Origin of the sequence: Marivita sp., from assembly GCF_051251565.1 — a bacterium.
GTDB lineage: Bacteria > Pseudomonadota > Alphaproteobacteria > Rhodobacterales > Rhodobacteraceae > Marivita.
The window spans coordinates 52,994-73,517 of sequence record NZ_JBPOFB010000010.1 but is presented as its reverse complement, the minus strand read 5'-3'; the positions used below and the strand labels follow the sequence as shown (position 1 = coordinate 73,517).

Here is a 20,524-nt window from a genome sequence, read left to right as displayed (position 1 = left end):
ATGACCAAGGACAGCTTTATCAAACAAGGCGCCATCTGGGCCTTTATCGTGGTCGAATTGATCTTCTTCTCGGTGGCCGGGGAATACCTGTCGGTCTCTGACAAGGCCTTCATGGATTACGACAACATGTTGCTTTTGCTCAAGCAATCCGCCCCGATCGGGATCATTGCGCTGGGCATGACGATTATCATGATCAATGGCAATATCGACCTGTCGGTCGGCGCCACATATGCACTGTCGGCCATTGTTTTGCTGGACAGCATGACCTGGCCCTTCATGCAAACTATGGGCGATTGGGCGATCCCGCTGGCATGGGTGTTCGCGCTTTTGACCGGGATCGTTTTGGGCGCGATCAATGGCTTGATCGTCTGGAAAACCGGCGTTGATGCGTTCATTGTAACGTTGGGGTCAATGCTTGGCTATCGTGGCTTGGTGTTCATGTATAATGGTGAACAACCGACCAGCCACTTGAATTGGACGCTTGTGGATTTTGCCGAAGCGCAGTTTCTGGGCCTGCATACGGCCACATGGTTCTTGTTGGGGGTGGCTGGCCTGTTGTGGCTGTTGATGGCCAAAACCGTTCATGGGCGCAACGCCTATGCTATTGGCAACAACCGCGAAGCTGCGGTCAACGCAGGCATCCGTGTCGGTCCGCACTTCATTTGGAATTTCATGTTGATCGGGTTTCTCGCGGCCTTGTCCGCGGTCGTGTTCTATTCGGAATCGGGGTCAGTGAACCCCAATGACGGGATGCTGTTCGAGCTGTGGGCCATCACCGCCGTGGTGCTCGGGGGCACCAAGCTTACAGGGGGCTATGGATCGATTATTTCCACGCTTGGCGGCGTGATTGCGATCCAGCTGTTGCGCAAGGGGCTTGGCCATATCGGGGCCGACACTGAAACGGTGAACCTTGTTATCGGCTTGATCCTGATTGCGGTTCTGTTTCTGGACCGGCAGTTGAACCGCAAGGGCAAAGAGGAGTTGAAGACATGACCGATCTCACCCCGGTTCTGCGCCTTGAAGATATCGTCAAGACCTTTCCTGGCGTGCGTGCTCTGGATGGCGTGTCCTTTGCTGTCCTGCCCGGCGAGGTGCATGCGCTTATGGGCGAAAACGGCGCGGGAAAATCCACGCTGATGAAGGTTTTGGGAGGTATCCTGCAACCGAACGAAGGCCGCATCTTTATCGAAGAAGAACCCACGGTGATGACCACACCAGTACAGGCCAAGGCCAAAGGCGTGGTATTCATCCATCAGGAACTCAGCCTTGCCGATGAACTGACCGTCGCAGAAAACATCTGGCTTGGGGAATTGCCCCTCAAGTCATTTGGGCGGGTCGATTGGCCCAAGCTTTATGCGGACACCAACGCGATCCTGAAGACGCTCAACGTTGGGTTTGATGCGAAAACCCGCGTCGGGGACCTGTCCATCGCCAACCAACAGATGGTCGAAATTGCCCGCGCGCTTACCGTTGACCCCAAGGCCGTGATCTTTGATGAGCCGACGGCATCGCTGACCGATGCCGAAAAGGTGGTGCTGTTCGATGTGATTTCGGACCTTCAAACCAAAGGCGTCGGGATCATCTACATTTCGCACCGCATGGAGGAGATCTTCAAGATGACCGACCGCATCAGCGTGCTGCGCGACGGTCAGTACCGAGGCACTTTGATCACCCGCGACACGAACGAGGATGAAGTCACCCAGTTGATGATTGGCCGCAGCCTTGATTTGTTGCGCAACGAGACGCATCACGCGCTGGGTGATGTGGCACTTGAGGTGCGGGGCTTAAGCTGCGGCAAGCTCTATCAGGATGTGAACTTTGCCGTCCGCAAAGGCGAGGTTCTGGGCTTTTATGGCCTTGTCGGGGCGGGCAGAACCGAGATCGCTGAAACGATCTTTGGTCTGCGGGAACCCACCTCGGGGCAAATCCTGCTCAACGGGCAGGTTGTTCAGATCAAATCACCGATTGATGCCATTGGCCGTGGCATTTCGCTGGTTCCCGAAGACCGCAAGGGGCAGGGGCTTGTTCTTGGCATGAATTGCCGGGACAATATGACCCTGCCACAGATTGATGATCTGACAGCAGGGCCATTCGTCAGCAACGGCGCAGAGATCGCGATCTTTGACCAGTACCGTGACAAGTTGGACATCCGCACCCCCAGTTGGCGGCAAACGGTTGGGAACCTGTCCGGTGGCAACCAGCAGAAGATTGTGATTGGCAAATGGCTGTCGATGCGTCCCGAGGTGTTGATCGTGGATGAACCGACACGCGGGATCGACGTGGGCTCAAAAGCGGAAATCCACAACCTGATCCGCGATCTGGCCGCCCAAGGATTCGCGGTGATCGTCATCAGTTCGGAAATGCCCGAAGTGTTGCATGTCTCGGACCGGATCGTTGCCATGTATGCGGGGCAGGTCATGTGCGAATTCTCCTCTGACGAAGTGACTGAAGACAGCCTCATTCAGGCTATCTCGGGCATCACGAGCGATAAAGTGGCCTGAGATGCGCGTTGACGTTGTAGGTCCGGGCAGCAGGGGTTTCGGCAATAGGTCTAGATCATCAGGGCGCGCTGGCATACTGATAGTGCAGCGCCGGGCGCGACCTGTCTGACATGCCATTGGGCGTGCCGCGTATTCGGTCGCCGCACACGCTCCGCGCGATGTGAAGGAAAAGGCACAGACCCGATGGACGCCCGCACCAAAGCCTATATTGGCGCGCAGATTCATGACGGCATCGCGGTGTACAGGGACCACGCGATTGTGGCCTCGGCGACAAAAGGCGTCCGTATCCTGCCCGAAGCCGCATTGCCTGCGGGCTGTCAGGTCGAATGCCTTGACGGTGGGATGATCCTGCCGGGGTTCGTGGACCTTCAGGTCAATGGCGGCGGCGGCGTCATGTTCAACGATGCCCCCAGTGTCACAACTTTGCGGGTCATGGCCAAGGCTCATGCTGCGCTGGGAACAACAGCGTTCCTGCCGACGCTGATTACCGACACGCCAGAAGCCACGCGTGCGGCCATTGATGCTGTAGAGGCCGCTGTTGCGGATGGGGTTGATGGCATTGTCGGGTTGCACCTTGAAGGGCCGCATTTGTCCGTGGTGCGCAAGGGAGCGCATGACGCGCACCTGATCCGCCCCATGACCGATGCCGATCTGGCGCTGTTGCTGGATGCGGCACGCAGAGTGCCGAACCTGATGGTGACCATCGCCCCCGAGACAACGCGCCTTGACCAGATCAGTGCGATGGCGGAGGCAGGCATCCTTGTGTCTTTGGGTCATACGGATGCCGATTATGCGACCTGCACCGCCGCCTTTGACGCGGGCGCGCGCTGTGTCACGCATCTGTTCAACGCGATGAGCCAATTGGGCAACCGGGAACCGGGGCTGGTGGGGGCAACGCTGGACCGCGCCGACGTCTATGCCGGGCTGATCGCGGATGGCATCCATGTGCACCCCGCGTCCATCCGTGCCGCACTTGCGGCCAAACCCAACGCAGATCGTGTGTTTCTGGTGACAGACGCGATGGCAACCGCAGGGACGGACAGCGACCACTTTCTGTTGAACGGACGGGATGTGTTCCGCCAAGACAATCGATTGACGCTTGTGGGCGGAACTTTGGCGGGTGCACATCTCAGCCTGTCGTGCGCAATCTCAAACATGGTCAATGTGGTGGGCGACAGCGCGGCTCAGGCGATTGCCCGCGCAACGTCGACACCAGCGTCGTTGTTGCGCGGGTGTGATGCGGGCGGGCGCATTCATGCCACGACCCGCTCGGCCAATTACCTCTCTGATATCACATCGGCTGATCGGGTCATCCGGCGTCTTTCATTCGTAAACGATCTGGCATCAGAGACCGGCGTGGCATGACCGCAATCGACGATCTGGACCGTGACCGCGCTGTCAGCGCCTTGAGGTGGTTTGGCAAATGCTTGAAGGGCGCAAAGGCCCGCGCTTTGGGCCCGTAGGCCTTGTCCGCTGGGGCGTATTGCAGTTCTGGGAACAGTGTGAAGATTTCATGTCGGACCGCATCGGTCATCGCCGCCAAGGCAAATCCGCCGGGGAAGAAGCTTTCGGATGGTGCGCCATTGGCAAAGACAATTTGGTGATCCTCGAACAGGATGTGGAAATAGGTCACTTGGCGACAACCGTTCATCACCCGCGCGGCACCGCCTTCGATCTTGGCAAGGTGGATGGCCCGCACCAGCGTTTCCTCTCCGTCCAGATGGACCAGAACGCCGTGCTGCGGAGACACGATCAGCGGCGCGTCCCCGCCGGTCAGTTCGGGGGACAACAGTACTGGGCGCAAAGTCGACCGTTGGGCAAGGGCAGGGGCGTCCAGATGCCGTTGGCCAATCCACTGGATGGTTTGAACCCCATTGTCGCGCGTGACGATCCGGTCGCCGGGTTGCAGAGACTCGACAGTGCGTTCACCTGTGTTGGTCAGGATACGGGTGCCCTGTGCAAAGCACACGACGCCGGTGTTTTCGAAATTGTAGAAATTGGTGTTCGCCGCTGCCCCGGAAAAGACGATACCGCCGCTGCCAAAGCTGGCGTTGTCGGAATAGTCCACGCCGCCAACACCGTCGTTTGACTGGTTTAGGATGCCATCATCCGCTTGGTCCGCAGTCAGTTCCCAGATGTCGTCATAGAAGGCCGAAAGGTCGATCCGGTCATTGTTGGTGGCATCCCCATCGGTCAGCGTCCCGGTGTTGCCAGTGTTGAAATCGCTGATCGTGTCAAGCCCGTCACCTGTTACATAGATGAACACATCGTCGCCATCACCGCCGATGAGGGAATCGTTGCCGGTGCCACCGATCAGAGTATCCGCACCAGTGCCGCCGTCCAGACGGTCGTCATCGACGCCGCCATCAAGCCGGTCGTAGCCACTGCCGCCCTCAAGGGTGTCATTGTCGTCCTGACCAAAGATCGTGTCATTGCCGCCGTCACCGATCAGCGAATCTGCGTTGTTGTCCGGCGCAAGATCGGAGCCGTCATTGTCTAGTTCATACTGCGAATAGAACGCAAAATCTGCACTTCCGGTGGCAACGTCGCCGTAGATGATATCGTTATCCGCGCCGCCGCTGATCGTGTCGTTGCCTTCGTTGCCTTGGATGGAATCCGCGCCCGCGCCACCGCTGACCGAGTCGTCGTCGAACCCGGCATCAATCGTGTCTGCACCATCGCCGCCAAGAACCAGGTCATTGTCGTCGCCTGTCAGAATGATGTCATCGCCCGTGCCGCCATCGACCGTGTCACAGTCATTGTTGGCAGCAGGATCGGCAGGATAGAAAAGCGGGTTTCCCGGTGTGCCATAGCCCTGGTCCGGCAATCCCGTACCGGGTGACGTGCGCGTGTTGATGACGTCATCGCCCGCGCCGCCCAACACGCTGTCATTGCCCTCAAAGCCGATGATCGTGTCGTTGCCGTCACCGCCAAACACCGTATCGTCGCCTTCGTCGGCCTCGATGCTGTCATTGCCCGCAGCGCCGTAGATCTCGTCATTGCCGGTGCCGCCAAAGACGATGTCATCATCCGCACCCGCGAAGATTTGATCGTCACCTGTGCCGCCCGACAGCGTGTCGTTCCCGCCATCACCGATAAGGGTGTCGTTGCCGCCGTCACCCGAGATCGAATCCGCGCCGGCGCTGGCGTTGTCCCCGTCCAGTAAATCGTTGCCCGCGCCGCCAATGAGGGTGTCATTGCCGTCCTCGCCAAAGACAGTATCGTCACCGCTGCCTGCATCGACAGAATCGTTACCGGTCCAGCCGAACACTGTGTCGTTGCCGGAACCCGCAAGTACGGTGTCATTCCCGGCACCCGCAACGATGCTGTCGTCATTGGTGCCTGCGAGGTTGTCATTGGCGTCAACCAGATCACCCTCTGGATCGCCGACATAGCCTGCATCAATCAGGTCTGCGTCAGCTGTGCCTTCGACAATGTAGTTCGGTTGAGGAATACCCATCGCGGCAAGCGCATTCGGGGATGAGACCTGTGCCACAGTCACCCCGACCAGTGTGAGCGTCTCGCCATTCGGGAAGGACAGTATGGCATCACCGCTGCCATCACCATTGGTGTCCGACACGGTCACATCGCTGGTGTTAACAGTCGCCCCGTTACCATCGGTCAGGCCGCTGACATCCAACTGGTCATTGCCGCTGAAGGTGCCATTGCCATTGTCTGTCGGGGCGGTGAAACTGGAAACGGTGTCATCGCCAGAGCCGTCCGAAAAGATGATGATGTCAACATCAGTATCGGTGCCAATATCATATGTGTCGTTGCCGCTGCCCGCATTGATCGTATCGGCACCTGCGCCCGTGGCAAAAACGTCATTGTCGGTCGATCCATTGACGCTGTCATTGCCGGAGCCCAATGTGACCTGCTCGATCTCGGTGAAACCGGCCGTGCTGGTCCCGTCCGTGATCGTGCCTTGTTCTCCCCCGATCAGGTCGAGCGTCAGGTCAGACGTCACGCCGCTTGCATCTACCGAGTCAAAATCAACGCCGGTCGCTGTGTCCTCGCCGCCGATAATCGTGTCGTTGCCAAAGCCGTTCTGAATGTTGATGACATCGGCATCTGCGCCAGCATCAATAAGATCCGCACCGCCCTGACCCCAGATCAAATCTGCGCCAGCGCCGCCAAAGATCGTATCGACGCCACCGCCGCCGTCCAACACATCGTCGCCGTAGTCGCCCAAGATCAGGTCGTCGCCGAACCCACCAAGGATCGTGTCCGCGCCGCCCGTTGCAAGGTTGTCGTCACCATCCAGCGTGTCGTTGCCGCTGCCACCAAAGAGGTAGTCCGCGCCATCGCCGCCTAACGCTGCGTCGTCCCCCGATCCGCCGAGAAGGCTGTCATCTCCAGCTTCGCCGTACAGGCTATCGTTGTCGCCGTCGCCCGACAGCGTGTCATTGCCAGCGCCCCCAAAAACCGTGTCGTTTCCATCCCCGGCCAGAACGTTGTCATCTCCTCCGAAGCTGAGAATGCTGTCGTCGTCTCCGGTTGTGCCGGGTAGGATGGCATCATTGTTGTCAACGAAATCGCCATCGGGATCGCCGGTATAGCCAGTCGTGATCACATCAGCGCCTGCCGTGCCTTCGACAACGCCGTCCGGAGTGAGAACCGCAAGGGTCTCGAGTTGAACGATACCGATGTCGGTCGTGCCAAAACCATTGTCGACGGTATAGCTGAAAGCCTCTGTGCCAGTGGTTCCGTTTGTCACCACGGTGACCGTGTTGTCAGCGTTAAGCGTCACCTGCTGACCGCTGCCGAGCGTCACGGTAGAGCCGGGCGTCACATCAATGCCATTGATCTGCGTGATAATCAGGCCATTTCCGATGGCGTCGATGTCATTGGCAAGCGGATCAAAAACGGCACTGGTGTTCAGCGGTATTTGTCAGACGTCATCTTCAGCGATTGCGACGGACTGAACGCTGTCGGCCATGATCAGAACATTGGAATCTTAGGCGGAGTCTCCGCCGTCAGCGACACCGATCTTGATAGAGTTCGTCACGCCCGGATTCACATCCGCCTTGAAGGTCAAAACCCGCGTCAGGCCGTCCATTTCGGTGTTAAAGGCGTCGGAGCCCGACGGGTTGTCGAGATAAAGGTTCGAGTTGCTTGTGTTGGTGATCTCGTCAATCGAAATGTTGCCGGTCCCAAGAACGAAATCGATTTTGACATTGTTGACGAACAATCCGAGGCTGTCATTCACCCCGCTGCTGACGAATTCGAGGTATTCTTCGGAGGAAAACACCATCTGAATGGTGATGGTGTTTCCAGTTGGGATGAAATCCGCAGTCATGATCGCGGCGTCAAAGGTGCTTTGGCCGGCAACGGAATCCATGTCCGTATCGCCGTCAATCCCACCTGTCGTATCGGTTGACGTGCTTCCGGTGGTGTTGGTCGCGCCGGTGGCGTTGGTGAAATCCGCAACGTTGCCGGTTGACAGGATCACACCCGTGTCGGTTGGGGAAATCCCTTGCAAGGTGGCAATCGCATCGGAATAGATCCCGGCTTGAATCACGTCCCCGCTATAGGTGGCGGTTCCGGCAACAAGCGTCACGCCATCGCCAAAAATCTCGTTGAACAGATCGTCGGCCGTCGCGGTCGTGTTGATCGTCAGTTCAGCAGCTGTTGCCATGATCAGTTTTCCTTTGTCAAAGGTGCGCGCAATGGGGTCCATACCGCCGTGAAGTCATGACCTGTGAATGATCGCCGCGCTTCTGGGAGCAGGGGCGGCGGGATCATGTGGATTATCGACAAGTCATGTACTCCTGGTCGCGAACAAAAATTCAGTGGCAGTATCAATCCTTCGCCGGACCAGACGGCGCAGGGGATGACCCGTTGAAACGGAGGTTAGTTCGAGAATACGGCGATAGTTTTGAACGACTGCGGCGGCGCAGTGTTCCTAGACCCGCACCTATGGAAACAGTCCAGAAGCGACGCCTTGGGTTGTGGCCAAAGTGGAAACAAAAGCCGGGCTTTTCGATGTCTTGGCGGGCAGAGTGGACGATGCAACGATTGCGTCCTCCAGAGTGTATTCACTCAACATGAATAGCTAATTCTGGCGTCATTGTCGGCGCTGGGATTGATCAGCAAGGCGCGTACTTGGCTTTTGCAAAACGCATGTGAGACAATTGAAGATTTCAAAAAAGATGCCGGTCAATTGGACAAGCCAATGGATGTGCGCGACGGCGTTGGTGTGTCAGTGCCATGGGGCCATCGCCCATTTGGCGCGCCTTACGGGTTCGAGGCGTATTGCCTTGATGTCACGGCATGTCCGCTGAGATAGCTGAGCCGTTTTGCGGCGCCGAGGTGGCATGGATCATGGAGTGTGAGGATTGGCCTTCAGGAAATTGCGGGTTTCGCCAGTGTTCAGGGTCACTGGCTCGGTGCCAGCCCAACTCAGTTCCGGCAACGCGCCACGCGACTGCATGTCCCCGCCACAGATCGCACCGCACCGTGCGGGCATGCAGGGTATTGAAAACACGCCGTAGTGCAGGTTGTTGATCGGAAATTCCGTATCCGGCGCGTTTGCGCTGTCGATCCAACTGCGTATCAGGCTCATCGGCGGCTCCGTTGCAGTGCTATTACCGGGTCTTTATTTCTTGCCCGGTGTGCCGTCGAATTTCTTTTCAAGCGACGTCCAGCAGTCGATGTAATTGTCCTGCATCGGGGCTTCGGTCCCGGCAAAGGCGGTCAGGTGCTGGGGAAAGCGCGTTTCGAACATAAAGCTCATGGTACGGTCAAGCTTGTCCGGGCCAAGATTGGCATTCGAAGCGCGTTCGAACGCATCGCGGTCCGGTCCATGTGGCAGCATCATGTTGTGCAACGACACCCCGCCGGGAACAAAGCCCTGCGGTTTGGCATCGTACTGCCCGTAGATATTTCCCATCAGCTCGGACATGACGTTCTTGTGGTACCACGGAGGACGGAACGTGTCCTCGGCCACCAGCCAGCGTTCGCGGAACAGGACAAAGTCGATATTGGCCACACCGGGCTGGCCTGACGGAGCGGTCAGCACAGTAAAGATCGACGGGTCGGGATGATCGAACAGGATCGCGCCCACCGGGCAATAGGTGGTCAGGTCGTATTTGCAGGGCGCGTAATTGCCATGCCACGCCACGACGTCCAGGGGCGAATGGCCGATCTGGGTTTCATGAAACTGCCCGCACCATTTCACGGTGACAGTGGACGGGGTTTCGCGGTCTTCGAACGCGGCGACGGGGTTTTTGAAGTCACGCGGATTGGCAAGGCAGTTGGCCCCGATGGGTCCGCGATCCGGCAGGTTGAACGTCGCACCGTAGTTTTCGCAGACAAACCCGCGGCACGGCCCGTCGAGCACTTCAACCCGGTACACCAGACCGCGCGGCAGGATCGCGATTTCCTTGGGGGCGATGTCGATGATTCCTAGTTCGGTCGCAAAGCGCAGACGGCCTTCCTGGGGCACCACCAAGAGTTCGCTGTCAGCGGAATAGAAATAGGCGTCTTCCATGCTGTGCGTCACGAGATAGACATGCGACGCCATGCCAACCTGAATGTTCACATCCCCCGCCGTTGTCATAGTGCGCATACCCGTCAGCCAAGTGAGTGGCGTGTCCGAATGCGGGATCGGATCCCAGCGATACTGGCCAAGCGAGGTCACATCCTCAACGATATGCGGTGCGGTTTTCCAATAGGGAAGGTGGGTCCGTGTGAACCGGGAGGTGTGTTTGACCGAGGGACGGATGCGATAGCACCATGTGCGCTCGGGGCCGGGTTGGGTGAACGCGGTGCCAGACAATTGTTCGCCGTACAGTCCGTAATTCACCTTTTGTGGGGAATTCATCCCTTGCGGCAATGCCCCCGGCAGGGCTTCGGTTTCAAAATCATTGCCCCAGCCGGGCATGTATCCGGGGGTCAATGTGCCGCCTGTGGCCTGAACCATAGACCCGAGTTCCAAAGCGGTCATGCGTCGTCTCCTTTTGCGGCCATGAGGGCTGCGCGCAAAACCGCGCGGTCCCCGATGTGATTGGCAAGGATAAGGATCAACCGCGCATTCAACGCGGCGCTGTCGTCGTCAGATAACCCGGCATGGCAGGCGAGAAGGTCTGCATAAAAACCGTCCAGGTCGGGGATGTTCGGCTCCAGGATCAAGTCGCTCATTCGTCCCCCATGGCGCGGCGCAGCGCTGTCTTGATGTCCAGTGCGGTTGCCGATGCCCACCGTGCGGCAACGTGTTGATCCGGGCGGATCAGGTAAAGCGCCTGTGTGGCCGCTCCAAGATACCTGTCGCGCAGCTCTGTTCCCAGCATAGACGGGTCGAGCGTGATATCCGTGATCCCCGTACCGTTGGGGGGGTGCAGTCCCAAAGCCAACAGCACAAACCGTCCGCCCAGATGATCCAGCAGGAACCCGCCGTCAACGGGCGCGTCCGGGCAGCAGGCGCCGGGCCGCGTGCGGGCGGGTCCACCAACAAGGACATCCGGGGTGTTCAAGGGCGATCCGTCATAGGTGCAGGGGGTGCTGAGCCGCCCGGAATTGATCATGGGCCGCGCAAAGGCATGGTCCCGCGCCAGTGTCAGGACCGCATCGCGGAACAGCTTGGACATCGCCGATTTAGGCGTCAGGAAATCGGTCGACCGGGTGGAATTCAGGATGTTTTCGTCCGCCGCCTGTTGCCGCTCCAGATCATAGCTGTCGAGCAGCGTGTGTGATGCGTCCTTTTGCAGAACAGCGCGCAGTTTCCAGCCCAGGTTGTCCGCGTCCTGAACCCCCGAATTGGCCCCGCGCGCCCCAAAGGGTGACACCTGATGCGCGCTGTCCCCGGCAAAGATCACCCGTCCGTGGCGGAACTGGTCCATGCGGCGGCATTGGAACGTGTAGATAGACACCCAATCCAAGTCATAGGTCACATCGGGTCCCAGCATCTGATCGACACGGGCACGCACATTTTCCGGGCGCAGCTCTGCGTCGCGGTCGATGTTCCATCCCAACTGGAAATCAATCCGCCAGATGTCGTCAGGCTGTTTGTGCAGCAACGCGCTGTCGCCGGATTTGAACCAAGGTTCGAACCAGAACCAGCGTTCGGTCGGGAAATCAGCCGTCATCCTGACGTCGGCAATCAGGAAATTGTCCTCGAACACCCGCCCGTCAAAACCAAGGCCCAGCATGTCGCGGATCGGGGATTTCGCGCCGTCACAGGCGACGATGTAATCGGCGGTGATCTGGTAGGGCCCGTCTGGCGTCGTAATGTCGATCAGGACATGATCGCCCCTGTCAGTGACCGCATCCACCCGGTTCTTGCCGCGTATGTCGATCGGTGCGTAGGTCGATTGTGCGCGGGTAACGGCCTCCATCTGGAAGCGTTCAAAATGGGGTTGTTGCAGATTGATGAAGGCCGGACAGCGATGGCCTGCTTCGGGCAGGAGGTCAAAGGCAAAGACCTCGTCTCGGTCTCGAAACACACGGCCCTTTTGCCAGACGACACCTTTGTCGACCATGTCGGACCCGGCTCCGACACGGTGCATGATCTCAAGCGTGCGTTTGGAAAAACAGATCGCGCGGCTGCCAAGGCCAACCCCTTCATGATCGTCGAGGACCAGAACGGGTGTGCCTTGTGTCCCTAGATCAAGCGCCAATGCCAGACCAACAGGCCCGGCCCCGACAATCACAACCGGATGGCGCGCGGGCCGCTTGGCATCCTGATCCGCCGCGCGCCTGTAGGGGTACAAGCGAAACGCGAGCGGATAGCGATCCCGAAGCGGTGCGTTCATTTTTGCAGCGCCTCCCACATCTCAAGGTCGCGCTGGGCGGTCCAGATGCGCGGTGTGTCGATGTCGCGGGCCTCGTCATAGGCGCGGGCGACGTTGAAGGGCAGGCAATGCTCATAGATCGCATAGTCTTTGAACTTTGGGTCACAGACCGCGCGCACCGCGTCCCATGCGTCTTTCAATGTACCCCCCTTCAGCGCGACCTTCGCCGCCGGGGCATAGGTGGACTTCACGAAATCCGCCGTCGAGTCCAAAGCGGCGTTGACCATGTCGCGCCCGACCAACGCATCGCCACGCCCCGGTGCAATGGCGTCAAGTTCAAACCCGCGGATGTTGTCCAAGGTGCCGGGCCAATCGTGGAAATGACCATCCCCACAATAGCAGGCCGAATGGTATTCAACGATATCGCCGGTGAACATGACGTTCTGATCGGGCACAAAGATCACCGCATCGCCTGCCGTATGGGCGCGGCCCATCTGCATGATGTCCACGCGGCGCTGTCCCAGATAAACGGTCATCCGGTCATTGAACGTCGTGGTCGGCCAGGTCAGGCCGGGTATTTCCTCATGGCCCTGAAACAGCCGTGGGAACCGGGCAAATTCACTGTCCCAGTCTTCTTGTCCGCGCTCCACCACCATGGATCGGGCTTTTTCCGACATGATGATTTGCGGCGCGTTAAAGGCCGAGGCCCCCAGCACCCGCACGGCGTGATAGTGGGTCAGCACCACATGGCTGATCGGTTTGTCGGTGACAGAGCGTACGCAGTCGATCACCTTGCGCGCCAGTCGCGGTGTGGCCTGCGCTTCGACGATCATGACGCTGTCATCGCCTATGATCACACCGGTGTTCGGATCGCCCTGCGCCGTAAAAGCAAAAAGGCCCTCGCCGATTTCGGTGAACGAAATCTCCTTTTCCGCCATGTCTCCTTGGGATGCGAACGACTGTGTCATGCGGTGTCCTAACTTGCGCGGGGTATGATGGGGTATCGCCCGTTTGTGTCATAGCATTTGCTATGAAAGTCAACGTGCTTTGAAAACTGCTGCGTTCAGGGGCGGGGTGACCTGCATCAAGCGGACCACTTGCAGGACGCAGCCTCGAACGGCATGATCCGGCCAAGCTATGGGTGGGCCGCGTTAAAGGACTTCACGTCACTTTGTTGCGGTGTACGACCTCAACGGAACTTCGGCCCATTCGCGTGCTATTTCGGGATCGCTTATGTGATCCACCCTGGGAAAGAGAGTGGCCATGATCCAACATGACGCCGTCGTGCGCCTTGAAATCGTCGACGGTTTTGGAATCGTGACGATCGACAACCCGCCGGTCAATGCTGGGTCAACACCGGTGCGTGCCGGGCTTTTGGCGTGTCTTGCCGATGTCGCGCAGCATGATCTGCGTGGGGTTGTCCTCATCGGGGCTGGTCGCAGCTTTGTTGCAGGTTCGGACATACGCGAATTTGGGGCTCCTTTGGCGCCGCCGGAATTGCCGCAGGTGATCGCCGCGATTGAGGACTGCCCGCACCCCGTGTGTGCCGCGATCCACGGTGCGGCGCTGGGCGGCGGGTTCGAACTGGCGCTGGGCTGTGATTTGCGCATTGCAGCACCGGACGCGGTTGTTGGACTGCCAGAGGTGACATTGGGCATTGTGCCGGGTGCGGGCGGGACGCAACGTCTGCCGCGCCTGACCGGGCTGGCCAAGGCGATCACGCTTGTCTGTTCCGGACGGCGCATTTCGGCACCCGAGGCACATGACCTTGGCCTGATTGATGCGCTTGCGGCGTCGTCTGATCCGCAAGCGCTTCTGACGACGGCGTTTCGCGCTCTTCAGGGTGCACCGCACAAGCGGCGTCTGCGTGATCTGCCGGTGCCCGTGGCAGACCCGGACGCCGTCAAGACCGCCGAGGCCCAAGCGCTCCGGCGGGGCAAAGGCAGGCCGAACGTCCAAGAGGCCGTGGCTCTGGTCAAACTGTCTGCCGAGATGCCGACAGACACTGCGCTAGCGCGGGAACGGGCTGCGTTTCAATCGCTGCGTTTGCAAGAAGAGGCGTTTGCGCTGCGTCACCTGTTCTTTGCCGAACGCGCGGCGACCCGATTTGAGGGGCCGACCGCGCAACCTGCTGAGATCAGGCGCGTTGGTATTGTCGGCGGCGGCACGATGGGACAGGGCATCTGCCGTGCGGTGCTGGCTGCGGGTCTTCCCGTCACGCTTGTTGAACGCGATGCACAGGCACGCGATGCTGCGGCAGCGGCTATTACAGGGGCGTTGGACCGCAGCGTCGGCAAGGGCCATCTTTCGCCAGATGACGCATATGCCAGAAAGGCCGCGTTGGCCCCAAGCCACAGCCTGTCAGATTTGGCCGATTGCGATCTGGTGATCGAAGCGGTGTTTGAGGACATGAAGGTCAAGCAAGACCTGTTTCGCGTTCTGGACACAATGCTGAAACCCGGCACGCTTTTGGCGACGAATACATCCTACCTTGATATCGACGCACTGGCCGCAGTCACGTCCCGCGCAGCGGATGTTGTGGGGCTGCACTTCTTCAGCCCGGCAGACATGATGAAACTGCTTGAGGTGGTCCGTGCGGAACACAGCGCGGACCGTTCATTGTCCACTGCACTGGCCTTTGCCAAGACATTGGGCAAACAGGCGGTTGTGGCACGCAACGCCGACGGTTTTATCGGGAACCGCATATATGCCGCGTATCGTCGGCATGCCGAATTCCTGATCGAGGACGGTGCCACCCCAGAGGAGGTGGACAACGCCGCGACAGATTTCGGCTTTGCCATGGGGCCGCTGGCTGTGGGGGATATGTCCGGCCTCGATATCGCTTGGGCGATGCGCAAACGGCAGGCCGCGACCCGCGATCCTGCGGCGCGTTATGTCGATATCCCCGACCGCCTGTGCGCGGCGGGGCGGTTCGGGCGCAAAGTTGGCGGCGGTTGGTATGATTACATCGATGGCCAGCTGCACCCGTCAGACGATGTGGCCGCGATCATCGCGCAGGCCCGCGCGGCAAAAGCCATCACGCCGCGCCACTTTTCGCCGGATGATATCCAGATGCGGCTGCTTGGCGCAATCCTGAGCGAAGCCGCGGCAGTTCTTGCCGATGGTGTGGCACAGCGGGCCGGTGACATCGACGTGACGCTGGTGCATGGCTACGGTTTTCCCCGCTGGCGGGGGGGGCCGCTTTGGAGGGCATCGGGCGAACCACCCGACCGGATCGCGCGGATGTGTGATGCCGCCGCACAGGCCAGCGGCGCTGAAGGCGCGCTTGGTTCCGTGACGGATATGCTGGCCCCGTTGCGGGCGGAACGCCAAGAGATCGAGAAAAGGAAATCAGGACATGCGTGACGCGTTTATTTGCGACTACATCCGAACGCCTATTGGGCGCTATGGGGGTGCGCTTTCCTCGGTCCGGGCTGACGATCTCGCTGCTGTGCCCTTGCGGGCTCTCATGGCGCGCAATGCTGGTGTCGACTGGACAGCAGTGGATGAGGTGATCCTTGGCTGTGCCAATCAAGCGGGCGAAGACAACCGAAATGTTGCGCGTATGGCGCTTTTGTTGGCGGGTCTGCCGGCCACGGTGCCGGGCACAACGACCAACCGGTTGTGCGGGTCTGGGATGGATGCGGTAATCGCGGCGGCGCGTGCCATCCGGGCAGGTGAGGCCGAGTTGGTGATTGCTGGCGGGGTGGAAAGCATGTCGCGCGCACCTTTTGTCATGCCGAAAGCCCAAACCGCCTTTTCCCGCGAAGCCAAGATCGAGGACACAACCATCGGCTGGCGCTTTGTCAACCCACTGATCAAGGGACAATACGGCGTCGACTCCATGCCCGAGACTGCCGAAAACGTGGCTGAAGCGTTCAATATCAGCCGCGAGGACCAGGACCGCTTTGCCATCCGGTCCCAGAACAAAGCAGGCATGGCGCAGGCCAACGGGCGGCTGGCGTCCGAGATCACGGCAGTCACCCTGGCGCAGCGCAAAGGCGATGCACAGGGTGTCGAAACAGACGAACATCCGCGCCCTGAGACCACGCTTGAGGCATTGGGCAACCTGCGGGCGCCTTTCCGCGAGGGTGGGTCGGTGACGGCGGGCAATGCGTCGGGTGTCAATGATGGCGCGGCGGCGCTGATCCTTGCATCCGCAGACGCCGCGCGCGCCCACGGTCTGACCCCCATCGCCCGCGTTCTGGGCGGGGCAGCGATTGGCGTGCCGCCCCGGATCATGGGGATCGGGCCAGCCCCGGCGTCTAAGAAACTGATGGCGCGGCTTGGCCTGTCCGTGTCCGATTTCGACGTGATTGAATTGAACGAGGCGTTTGCCAGTCAGGCGCTTGCCACGCTGCGAGACCTTGGGATTGCGGATGATGACCCACGGGTCAACCCGAACGGTGGCGCAATTGCGCTGGGCCATCCATTGGGGATGTCTGGCGCGCGGATCGTGGGCACGGCCGCGCTCGAATTGCAAATCTCTGGCGGCAGGCGCGCCCTGTCGACCATGTGTGTCGGGGTCGGGCAGGGCGTCGCGGTGGCCATTGAGGCGGTCTGAGCCGTGCGCGTTCATTCCGACGCGCCGTTGATGGCGTTCAGGATGTCCGGCGCAGCAGAAGCGATTGCACGGTATAGACAAGGACTGCCGTGCCGATCGCACCCGCGACACCAATTGCAAGAAAGACGATCACGTCTACCGGACCACCCAGATTACGCAGCTCGGAATTCGTCATCACGAGAACGAACCACACTGCCGCTATGGCACCAACGGGCATGGAAACCTGTGCCAGCAAGAACTTGCGCCACGATATACTGCGATCACGGACAAGGACGTAAATATACGCAACCGTCACCAAAACCGCCACGCCCACCATTGCCCAAAACAGCCCTGTCCCAAAGATCTCTTCGAACACGGCGAGGATGGTTCCAAATGTCAAATCTTTCATGATCTATCTCCTTAAGCGCGACCGCGCAGCATGGCATTGTAGGTGGCTTTCAGCGCCACTTCCTTCATCAGCCAACTGATCCAAAGCTCTTCAAGTGGGGCAATGATGCCGGGGAAAGATGGGGTAAGATTGTTGTTGTAGTCGAATTCCACCAACATGGCGCGACCGACCCGGGTGATCATCGGGCACGAGGTATAGCCATTATAGGTCTCGGTCGGTTCGCGCCCTTCGATGGCAGAGATCAATCCGTCTTCGATGACAGGCACTTGCCACTTTACGGACGCGGCAGTCTTGCCCTTGGGCACACCGGCCACATCGCCAAGCGCCCAGATCGTGTCGTAGCGCAAGTGGCGCAGCGTGGCCATGTCACACTCGACCCAGCCCTGATCCGTCCATTTATCGGCCCAGCTTAGCCCGGATTGGCGGATTACATCGGGCGCGCGCTGTGGCGGGATGACATGGATATAATCGTAGTCGCGGGTGACGGGGCCATCTGGCGTGTCGAAGGTGGCGGTTTTTGCCCCTGCGTCGATACCGCTGAGAACATGGGAATAGGCGGGCGTGATCCCCCGGTCGCCGAACAGCATCCGCACTTTTTCCGATACGATGGGCACACCGAACAGGCTGTTGTTGTTGGCCATGTAATGCACATCAAGCTTGCCGCGCGTGCCAGCGGTGCGGGCGATATCCTCGATCAGGAACGTATGCTTGAGCGGCGCACCGGCGCATTTCATTTCGGTTGCTGGACGGGTGAACAGGCCCACACCGCCAGTTTCGGTATAGGCCCGAGCCGCCTGCCATGTTGCGGCGGCATAGTCCGGCCCGGCATAGAGCGCACCGATGCCGTTCTGTCCCACCATATCAAGCGAAAAGCCTTCGATCGCATCGTGATCCAGGATCAGGCCAGGGGCCACAACTAGGAAATCATAAGCGATGGTCTGACCGCTTGCGGTATCGACTGTCTTGGCCTCGGGATCAATCGCGGTGGCGGCCTCGGTGATCAGCGTGATACCCTGCGGCAACCAATCCGTTGTTTTGGACATGACATAGCTTGCAGGTTTCAACCCGGCTGCAACCAGCGACAAACCGGGCTGGTACAGATGTGTCGCGCGCGGGTCGATCAGTGTGATCTCTGCCCCGTCCAGCCGTGTCACCAACCGGTTCGCAAGCGCGGTTCCACCGGCCCCCGCACCAATGATCACGATACGGGCTTTGGTGGCAGTCTGGGCTTGCGCCCGGTCCGGTGTCGCCCATGCAGCGGCAACAGCGCCACCAGCGGCAAGCCCGAAGAACTGACGCCGCGTTGCGGTCAGCTTGGTCATATCCTCCTCCTCACAAAAGACATTCTCAATGCAGAATATGACATCCACGCATTCGTGTTTTGATATATGTCAAGCCAGTCGAAAATCGCCTGCCTCAACCAAAGGGCTGAGGCAGGCGCGGTTTTGGCTGAACTGGTTTAATAACTTGCGATCCGGGCATTTGGCGCGATCATCGCCGCCGCCATTGCGGGGGGCTGGGCGACGGTGACGCCGTCCATCAGCACATCGGGCTGCGCGCCTTTGCCGGGCAGGTAAATGGCGCAAACCTCGACCTTGGCTCCCGGAAGGGCCGCAATCTGGGTCAAGAGAGCTTTTGGGCTCATGTCACGCGGCGGTTGCGGCGCGGTGGCCGAGTCCGGCGCGTCCTTGAGGGCGATATCACCCGCCGGGCCGCAAAGCAGGATATGCGGGGTCGCACCTTGCTGCGCCGCCTGCATGGCCAGAACCATTGCCATAAGCTGGGTCTGTGGTTCGGGCGCGGTCAGGATGGTGATCAAGGTATCAGGCGCGTCTTGCGCCAGCGCCGGTCCTGTCAAGGTCAGTGCGGCACATGCTGCGAGGATCAGGTTTTTCATGTTGGGTATCCTTTTTGAGACGGTGGTTTAACTATGTCTTTTGGCGCGGACCCCTCGTCTTAACGGGGTCCACGCCGGACAGGGGGAGGAAGGGACACCCCCCCAGTCATTCAGTGTGCAGACTTTTGGCGGGTGTGATCCCCCATCGGACAGTCGCCCTCTTCTGAGAAACACGCGTCGGTGCGCATCTCCAGCCAGATTGCGTTCAGAACAGCGAACAGCGCGGCAAGCGGCAGTCCGAGAAGCCATGCGAAATACCACATCGGTCAGGTCTCCTTCAGTAAACGGTTTCGGGGTTTTCGGTGACTTGCGCCTCGGTGACCTTGCCCCAGAGCACTTTGTAGACCCACGCCGTGTACATCAGGATCAGCGGCATGAAGATTGCCGTGACCACCAGCATGATGAACAGCGTCTGGTGCGAGGACGAGGCGTCCCACACAGTCAAAGAGCTTTTGGGATCAAGGGTCGAGGGCAGGATGAACGGGAACATGGTCAGGCCGACGGACGAGATGATCCCGAGTATGCCCATTTTCGACCATAGCAGGGTCGACACTTCACGGCCGGCGCGCAGTCCTAACACGGCCAGTGCGATTCCGGCAAAGCCCATAAGCGGCGCGATCACGATCCACGGGCGCAGAGCATAAGCAGATAGCCATGATCCACTGCGGGTGACGTCCGAGTAGAGTGGGTTGGACGGACCGTTGGCGACAACTTCACCCAAGGCAAAACCGTCGATGCCAACCGCCAGCCAAAGACCCGCCAGCGCGTAACCCACCGCGGCGACGATCCCGGCCTTGATCCCGATGGACCGGGCGCGTTCAGCGACCACGCCTTCGGCCTTGAGCGACAACCAAGCTGCCCCGTGCATCAGCAACATCGACAGCGACACGACACCGGCAAGCAAAGCGAAGGGGCGCAGCAAGCCGATGAACTTGATGGCAAAGTTGCCCGGATACATCGGCATCAGGTCTTCGGTCAGGTAGAACGGCACACCTAGAAGGACGTTGCCCACAGCCACACCGAACAAAAGCGCGGGAACGGCACCGCCCGTAAACAAGGCCCAGTCCCAACGTGTGCGCCATGTGGTGTTTTCTCGCTTGGACCTGTACTTGAAAGCAACCGGGCGCACGATGAAGGCCGCTAGAATTACAAACATCGCAAGGTAGAAGCCCGAAAAGCTTACCGCATAAAGCGGCGGCCATGCGGCAAAGATCGCGCCGCCGCCAAGGATGAACCACACTTGGTTGCCTTCCCAGACCGGGCCGACCGTGTTGATCGCCACGCGGCGTTCGACATCGGTCTTGGCGACGAAGGGCAGCAATGCGCCAACCCCCATATCGAAACCGTCGGTCAGGGCAAATCCGATCAGAAGCACGCCCAGAAGCGCCCACCAGATCACGCGCAGGATGTCGTATTCGATCAGTTCAAAAAGGATCATCAATC

At 59.6% G+C, this 20,524-nt stretch carries 17 protein-coding genes; 5 read left to right on the top strand and 12 right to left on the bottom strand.

Going from position 1 to position 20,524, the window contains the following annotated elements:
* From ACSHXH_RS13625 to nagA, 3 genes are all read left to right on the top strand, one after another.
* On the top strand, positions 1–993 hold the full coding sequence (locus tag ACSHXH_RS13625; RefSeq protein ID WP_435672354.1) for an ABC transporter permease: 993 nt from the start codon (positions 1–3) through the stop codon (positions 991–993).
* Positions 990–2,501 (top strand): sugar ABC transporter ATP-binding protein, encoded by a 1,512-nt coding sequence (locus ACSHXH_RS13620; RefSeq protein ID WP_435672353.1) that lies wholly within the window; start codon positions 990–992, stop codon positions 2,499–2,501. The genes ACSHXH_RS13625 and ACSHXH_RS13620 overlap by 4 nt, the downstream gene beginning before the upstream one ends.
* 183 nt (positions 2,502–2,684) lie before the next feature.
* A complete protein-coding gene (gene nagA / locus ACSHXH_RS13615; protein ID WP_435672352.1) occupies positions 2,685–3,866 on the top strand; it encodes an N-acetylglucosamine-6-phosphate deacetylase in 1,182 nt (393 codons plus the stop codon).
* On the opposite strand, the gene ACSHXH_RS13610 is transcribed toward nagA, so the two are convergent.
* The 7 genes from ACSHXH_RS13610 to ACSHXH_RS13580 form a co-directional block, all read right to left on the bottom strand.
* The gene (locus ACSHXH_RS13610) at positions 3,811–7,293 is read right to left on the bottom strand and encodes a Hint domain-containing protein (protein WP_435672351.1); all 3,483 of its coding nucleotides are present in this window, start codon (positions 7,291–7,293) and stop codon (positions 3,811–3,813) included. The genes nagA and ACSHXH_RS13610 overlap by 56 nt on opposite strands.
* Positions 7,294–7,458: 165 nt before the next feature.
* Complete coding sequence (locus tag ACSHXH_RS13605) at positions 7,459–8,139, bottom strand: choice-of-anchor L domain-containing protein (RefSeq protein WP_435672350.1); 681 nt, start codon at positions 8,137–8,139, stop codon at positions 7,459–7,461.
* 684 nt (positions 8,140–8,823) lie between these two features.
* Positions 8,824–9,066, bottom strand: coding sequence for a hypothetical protein (locus ACSHXH_RS13600; RefSeq protein WP_435672349.1), 243 nt, complete (start codon positions 9,064–9,066; stop codon positions 8,824–8,826).
* 33 nt (positions 9,067–9,099) lie between these two features.
* On the bottom strand, positions 9,100–10,449 hold the full coding sequence (gene hmgA, locus ACSHXH_RS13595; protein WP_435672348.1) for a homogentisate 1,2-dioxygenase: 1,350 nt from the start codon (positions 10,447–10,449) through the stop codon (positions 9,100–9,102).
* Positions 10,446–10,643, bottom strand: coding sequence for a DUF2783 domain-containing protein (locus tag ACSHXH_RS13590; protein WP_435672347.1), 198 nt, complete (start codon positions 10,641–10,643; stop codon positions 10,446–10,448). The genes hmgA and ACSHXH_RS13590 overlap by 4 nt, the downstream gene beginning before the upstream one ends.
* Positions 10,640–12,253, bottom strand: a complete 1,614-nt coding sequence (locus tag ACSHXH_RS13585) for an FAD-dependent oxidoreductase (RefSeq protein ID WP_435672346.1) — start codon at positions 12,251–12,253, stop codon at positions 10,640–10,642. Before ACSHXH_RS13585 ends, ACSHXH_RS13590 begins: the two co-directional genes overlap by 4 nt.
* Positions 12,250–13,200, bottom strand: coding sequence for an MBL fold metallo-hydrolase (locus tag ACSHXH_RS13580; RefSeq protein ID WP_435672345.1), 951 nt, complete (start codon positions 13,198–13,200; stop codon positions 12,250–12,252). Before ACSHXH_RS13580 ends, ACSHXH_RS13585 begins: the two co-directional genes overlap by 4 nt.
* 295 nt (positions 13,201–13,495) lie before the next feature.
* Here ACSHXH_RS13580 and ACSHXH_RS13575 point away from each other — a divergent pair, with 295 nt between their 5' ends.
* Complete coding sequence (locus ACSHXH_RS13575) at positions 13,496–15,598, top strand: 3-hydroxyacyl-CoA dehydrogenase NAD-binding domain-containing protein (protein WP_435672344.1); 2,103 nt, start codon at positions 13,496–13,498, stop codon at positions 15,596–15,598.
* Positions 15,591–16,796, top strand: coding sequence for a 3-oxoadipyl-CoA thiolase (pcaF, locus tag ACSHXH_RS13570; protein ID WP_435672343.1), 1,206 nt, complete (start codon positions 15,591–15,593; stop codon positions 16,794–16,796). Before ACSHXH_RS13575 ends, pcaF begins: the two co-directional genes overlap by 8 nt.
* Positions 16,797–16,833: 37 nt before the next feature.
* Here the strand turns inward: pcaF and ACSHXH_RS13565 are convergent, their stop codons facing one another.
* The 5 genes from ACSHXH_RS13565 to cydB all read right to left on the bottom strand — a co-directional run bounded on the left by ACSHXH_RS13565 (position 16,834) and on the right by cydB (position 20,519).
* On the bottom strand, positions 16,834–17,184 hold the full coding sequence (locus tag ACSHXH_RS13565; protein ID WP_435672342.1) for a DUF5368 domain-containing protein: 351 nt from the start codon (positions 17,182–17,184) through the stop codon (positions 16,834–16,836).
* 11 nt (positions 17,185–17,195) lie between these two features.
* Positions 17,196–18,506, bottom strand: a complete 1,311-nt coding sequence (locus ACSHXH_RS13560) for an NAD(P)/FAD-dependent oxidoreductase (protein ID WP_435672341.1) — start codon at positions 18,504–18,506, stop codon at positions 17,196–17,198.
* 137 nt (positions 18,507–18,643) lie between these two features.
* Complete coding sequence (locus ACSHXH_RS13555) at positions 18,644–19,081, bottom strand: hypothetical protein (RefSeq protein WP_435672340.1); 438 nt, start codon at positions 19,079–19,081, stop codon at positions 18,644–18,646.
* A 110-nt stretch (positions 19,082–19,191) separates the two neighbouring features.
* On the bottom strand, positions 19,192–19,344 hold the full coding sequence (gene cydX / locus ACSHXH_RS13550; protein ID WP_435672339.1) for a cytochrome bd-I oxidase subunit CydX: 153 nt from the start codon (positions 19,342–19,344) through the stop codon (positions 19,192–19,194).
* A gap of 14 nt (positions 19,345–19,358) precedes the next feature.
* On the bottom strand, positions 19,359–20,519 hold the full coding sequence (gene cydB / locus ACSHXH_RS13545) for a cytochrome d ubiquinol oxidase subunit II (protein WP_435672338.1): 1,161 nt from the start codon (positions 20,517–20,519) through the stop codon (positions 19,359–19,361).
* Positions 20,520–20,524: the final 5 nt, after the last annotated feature.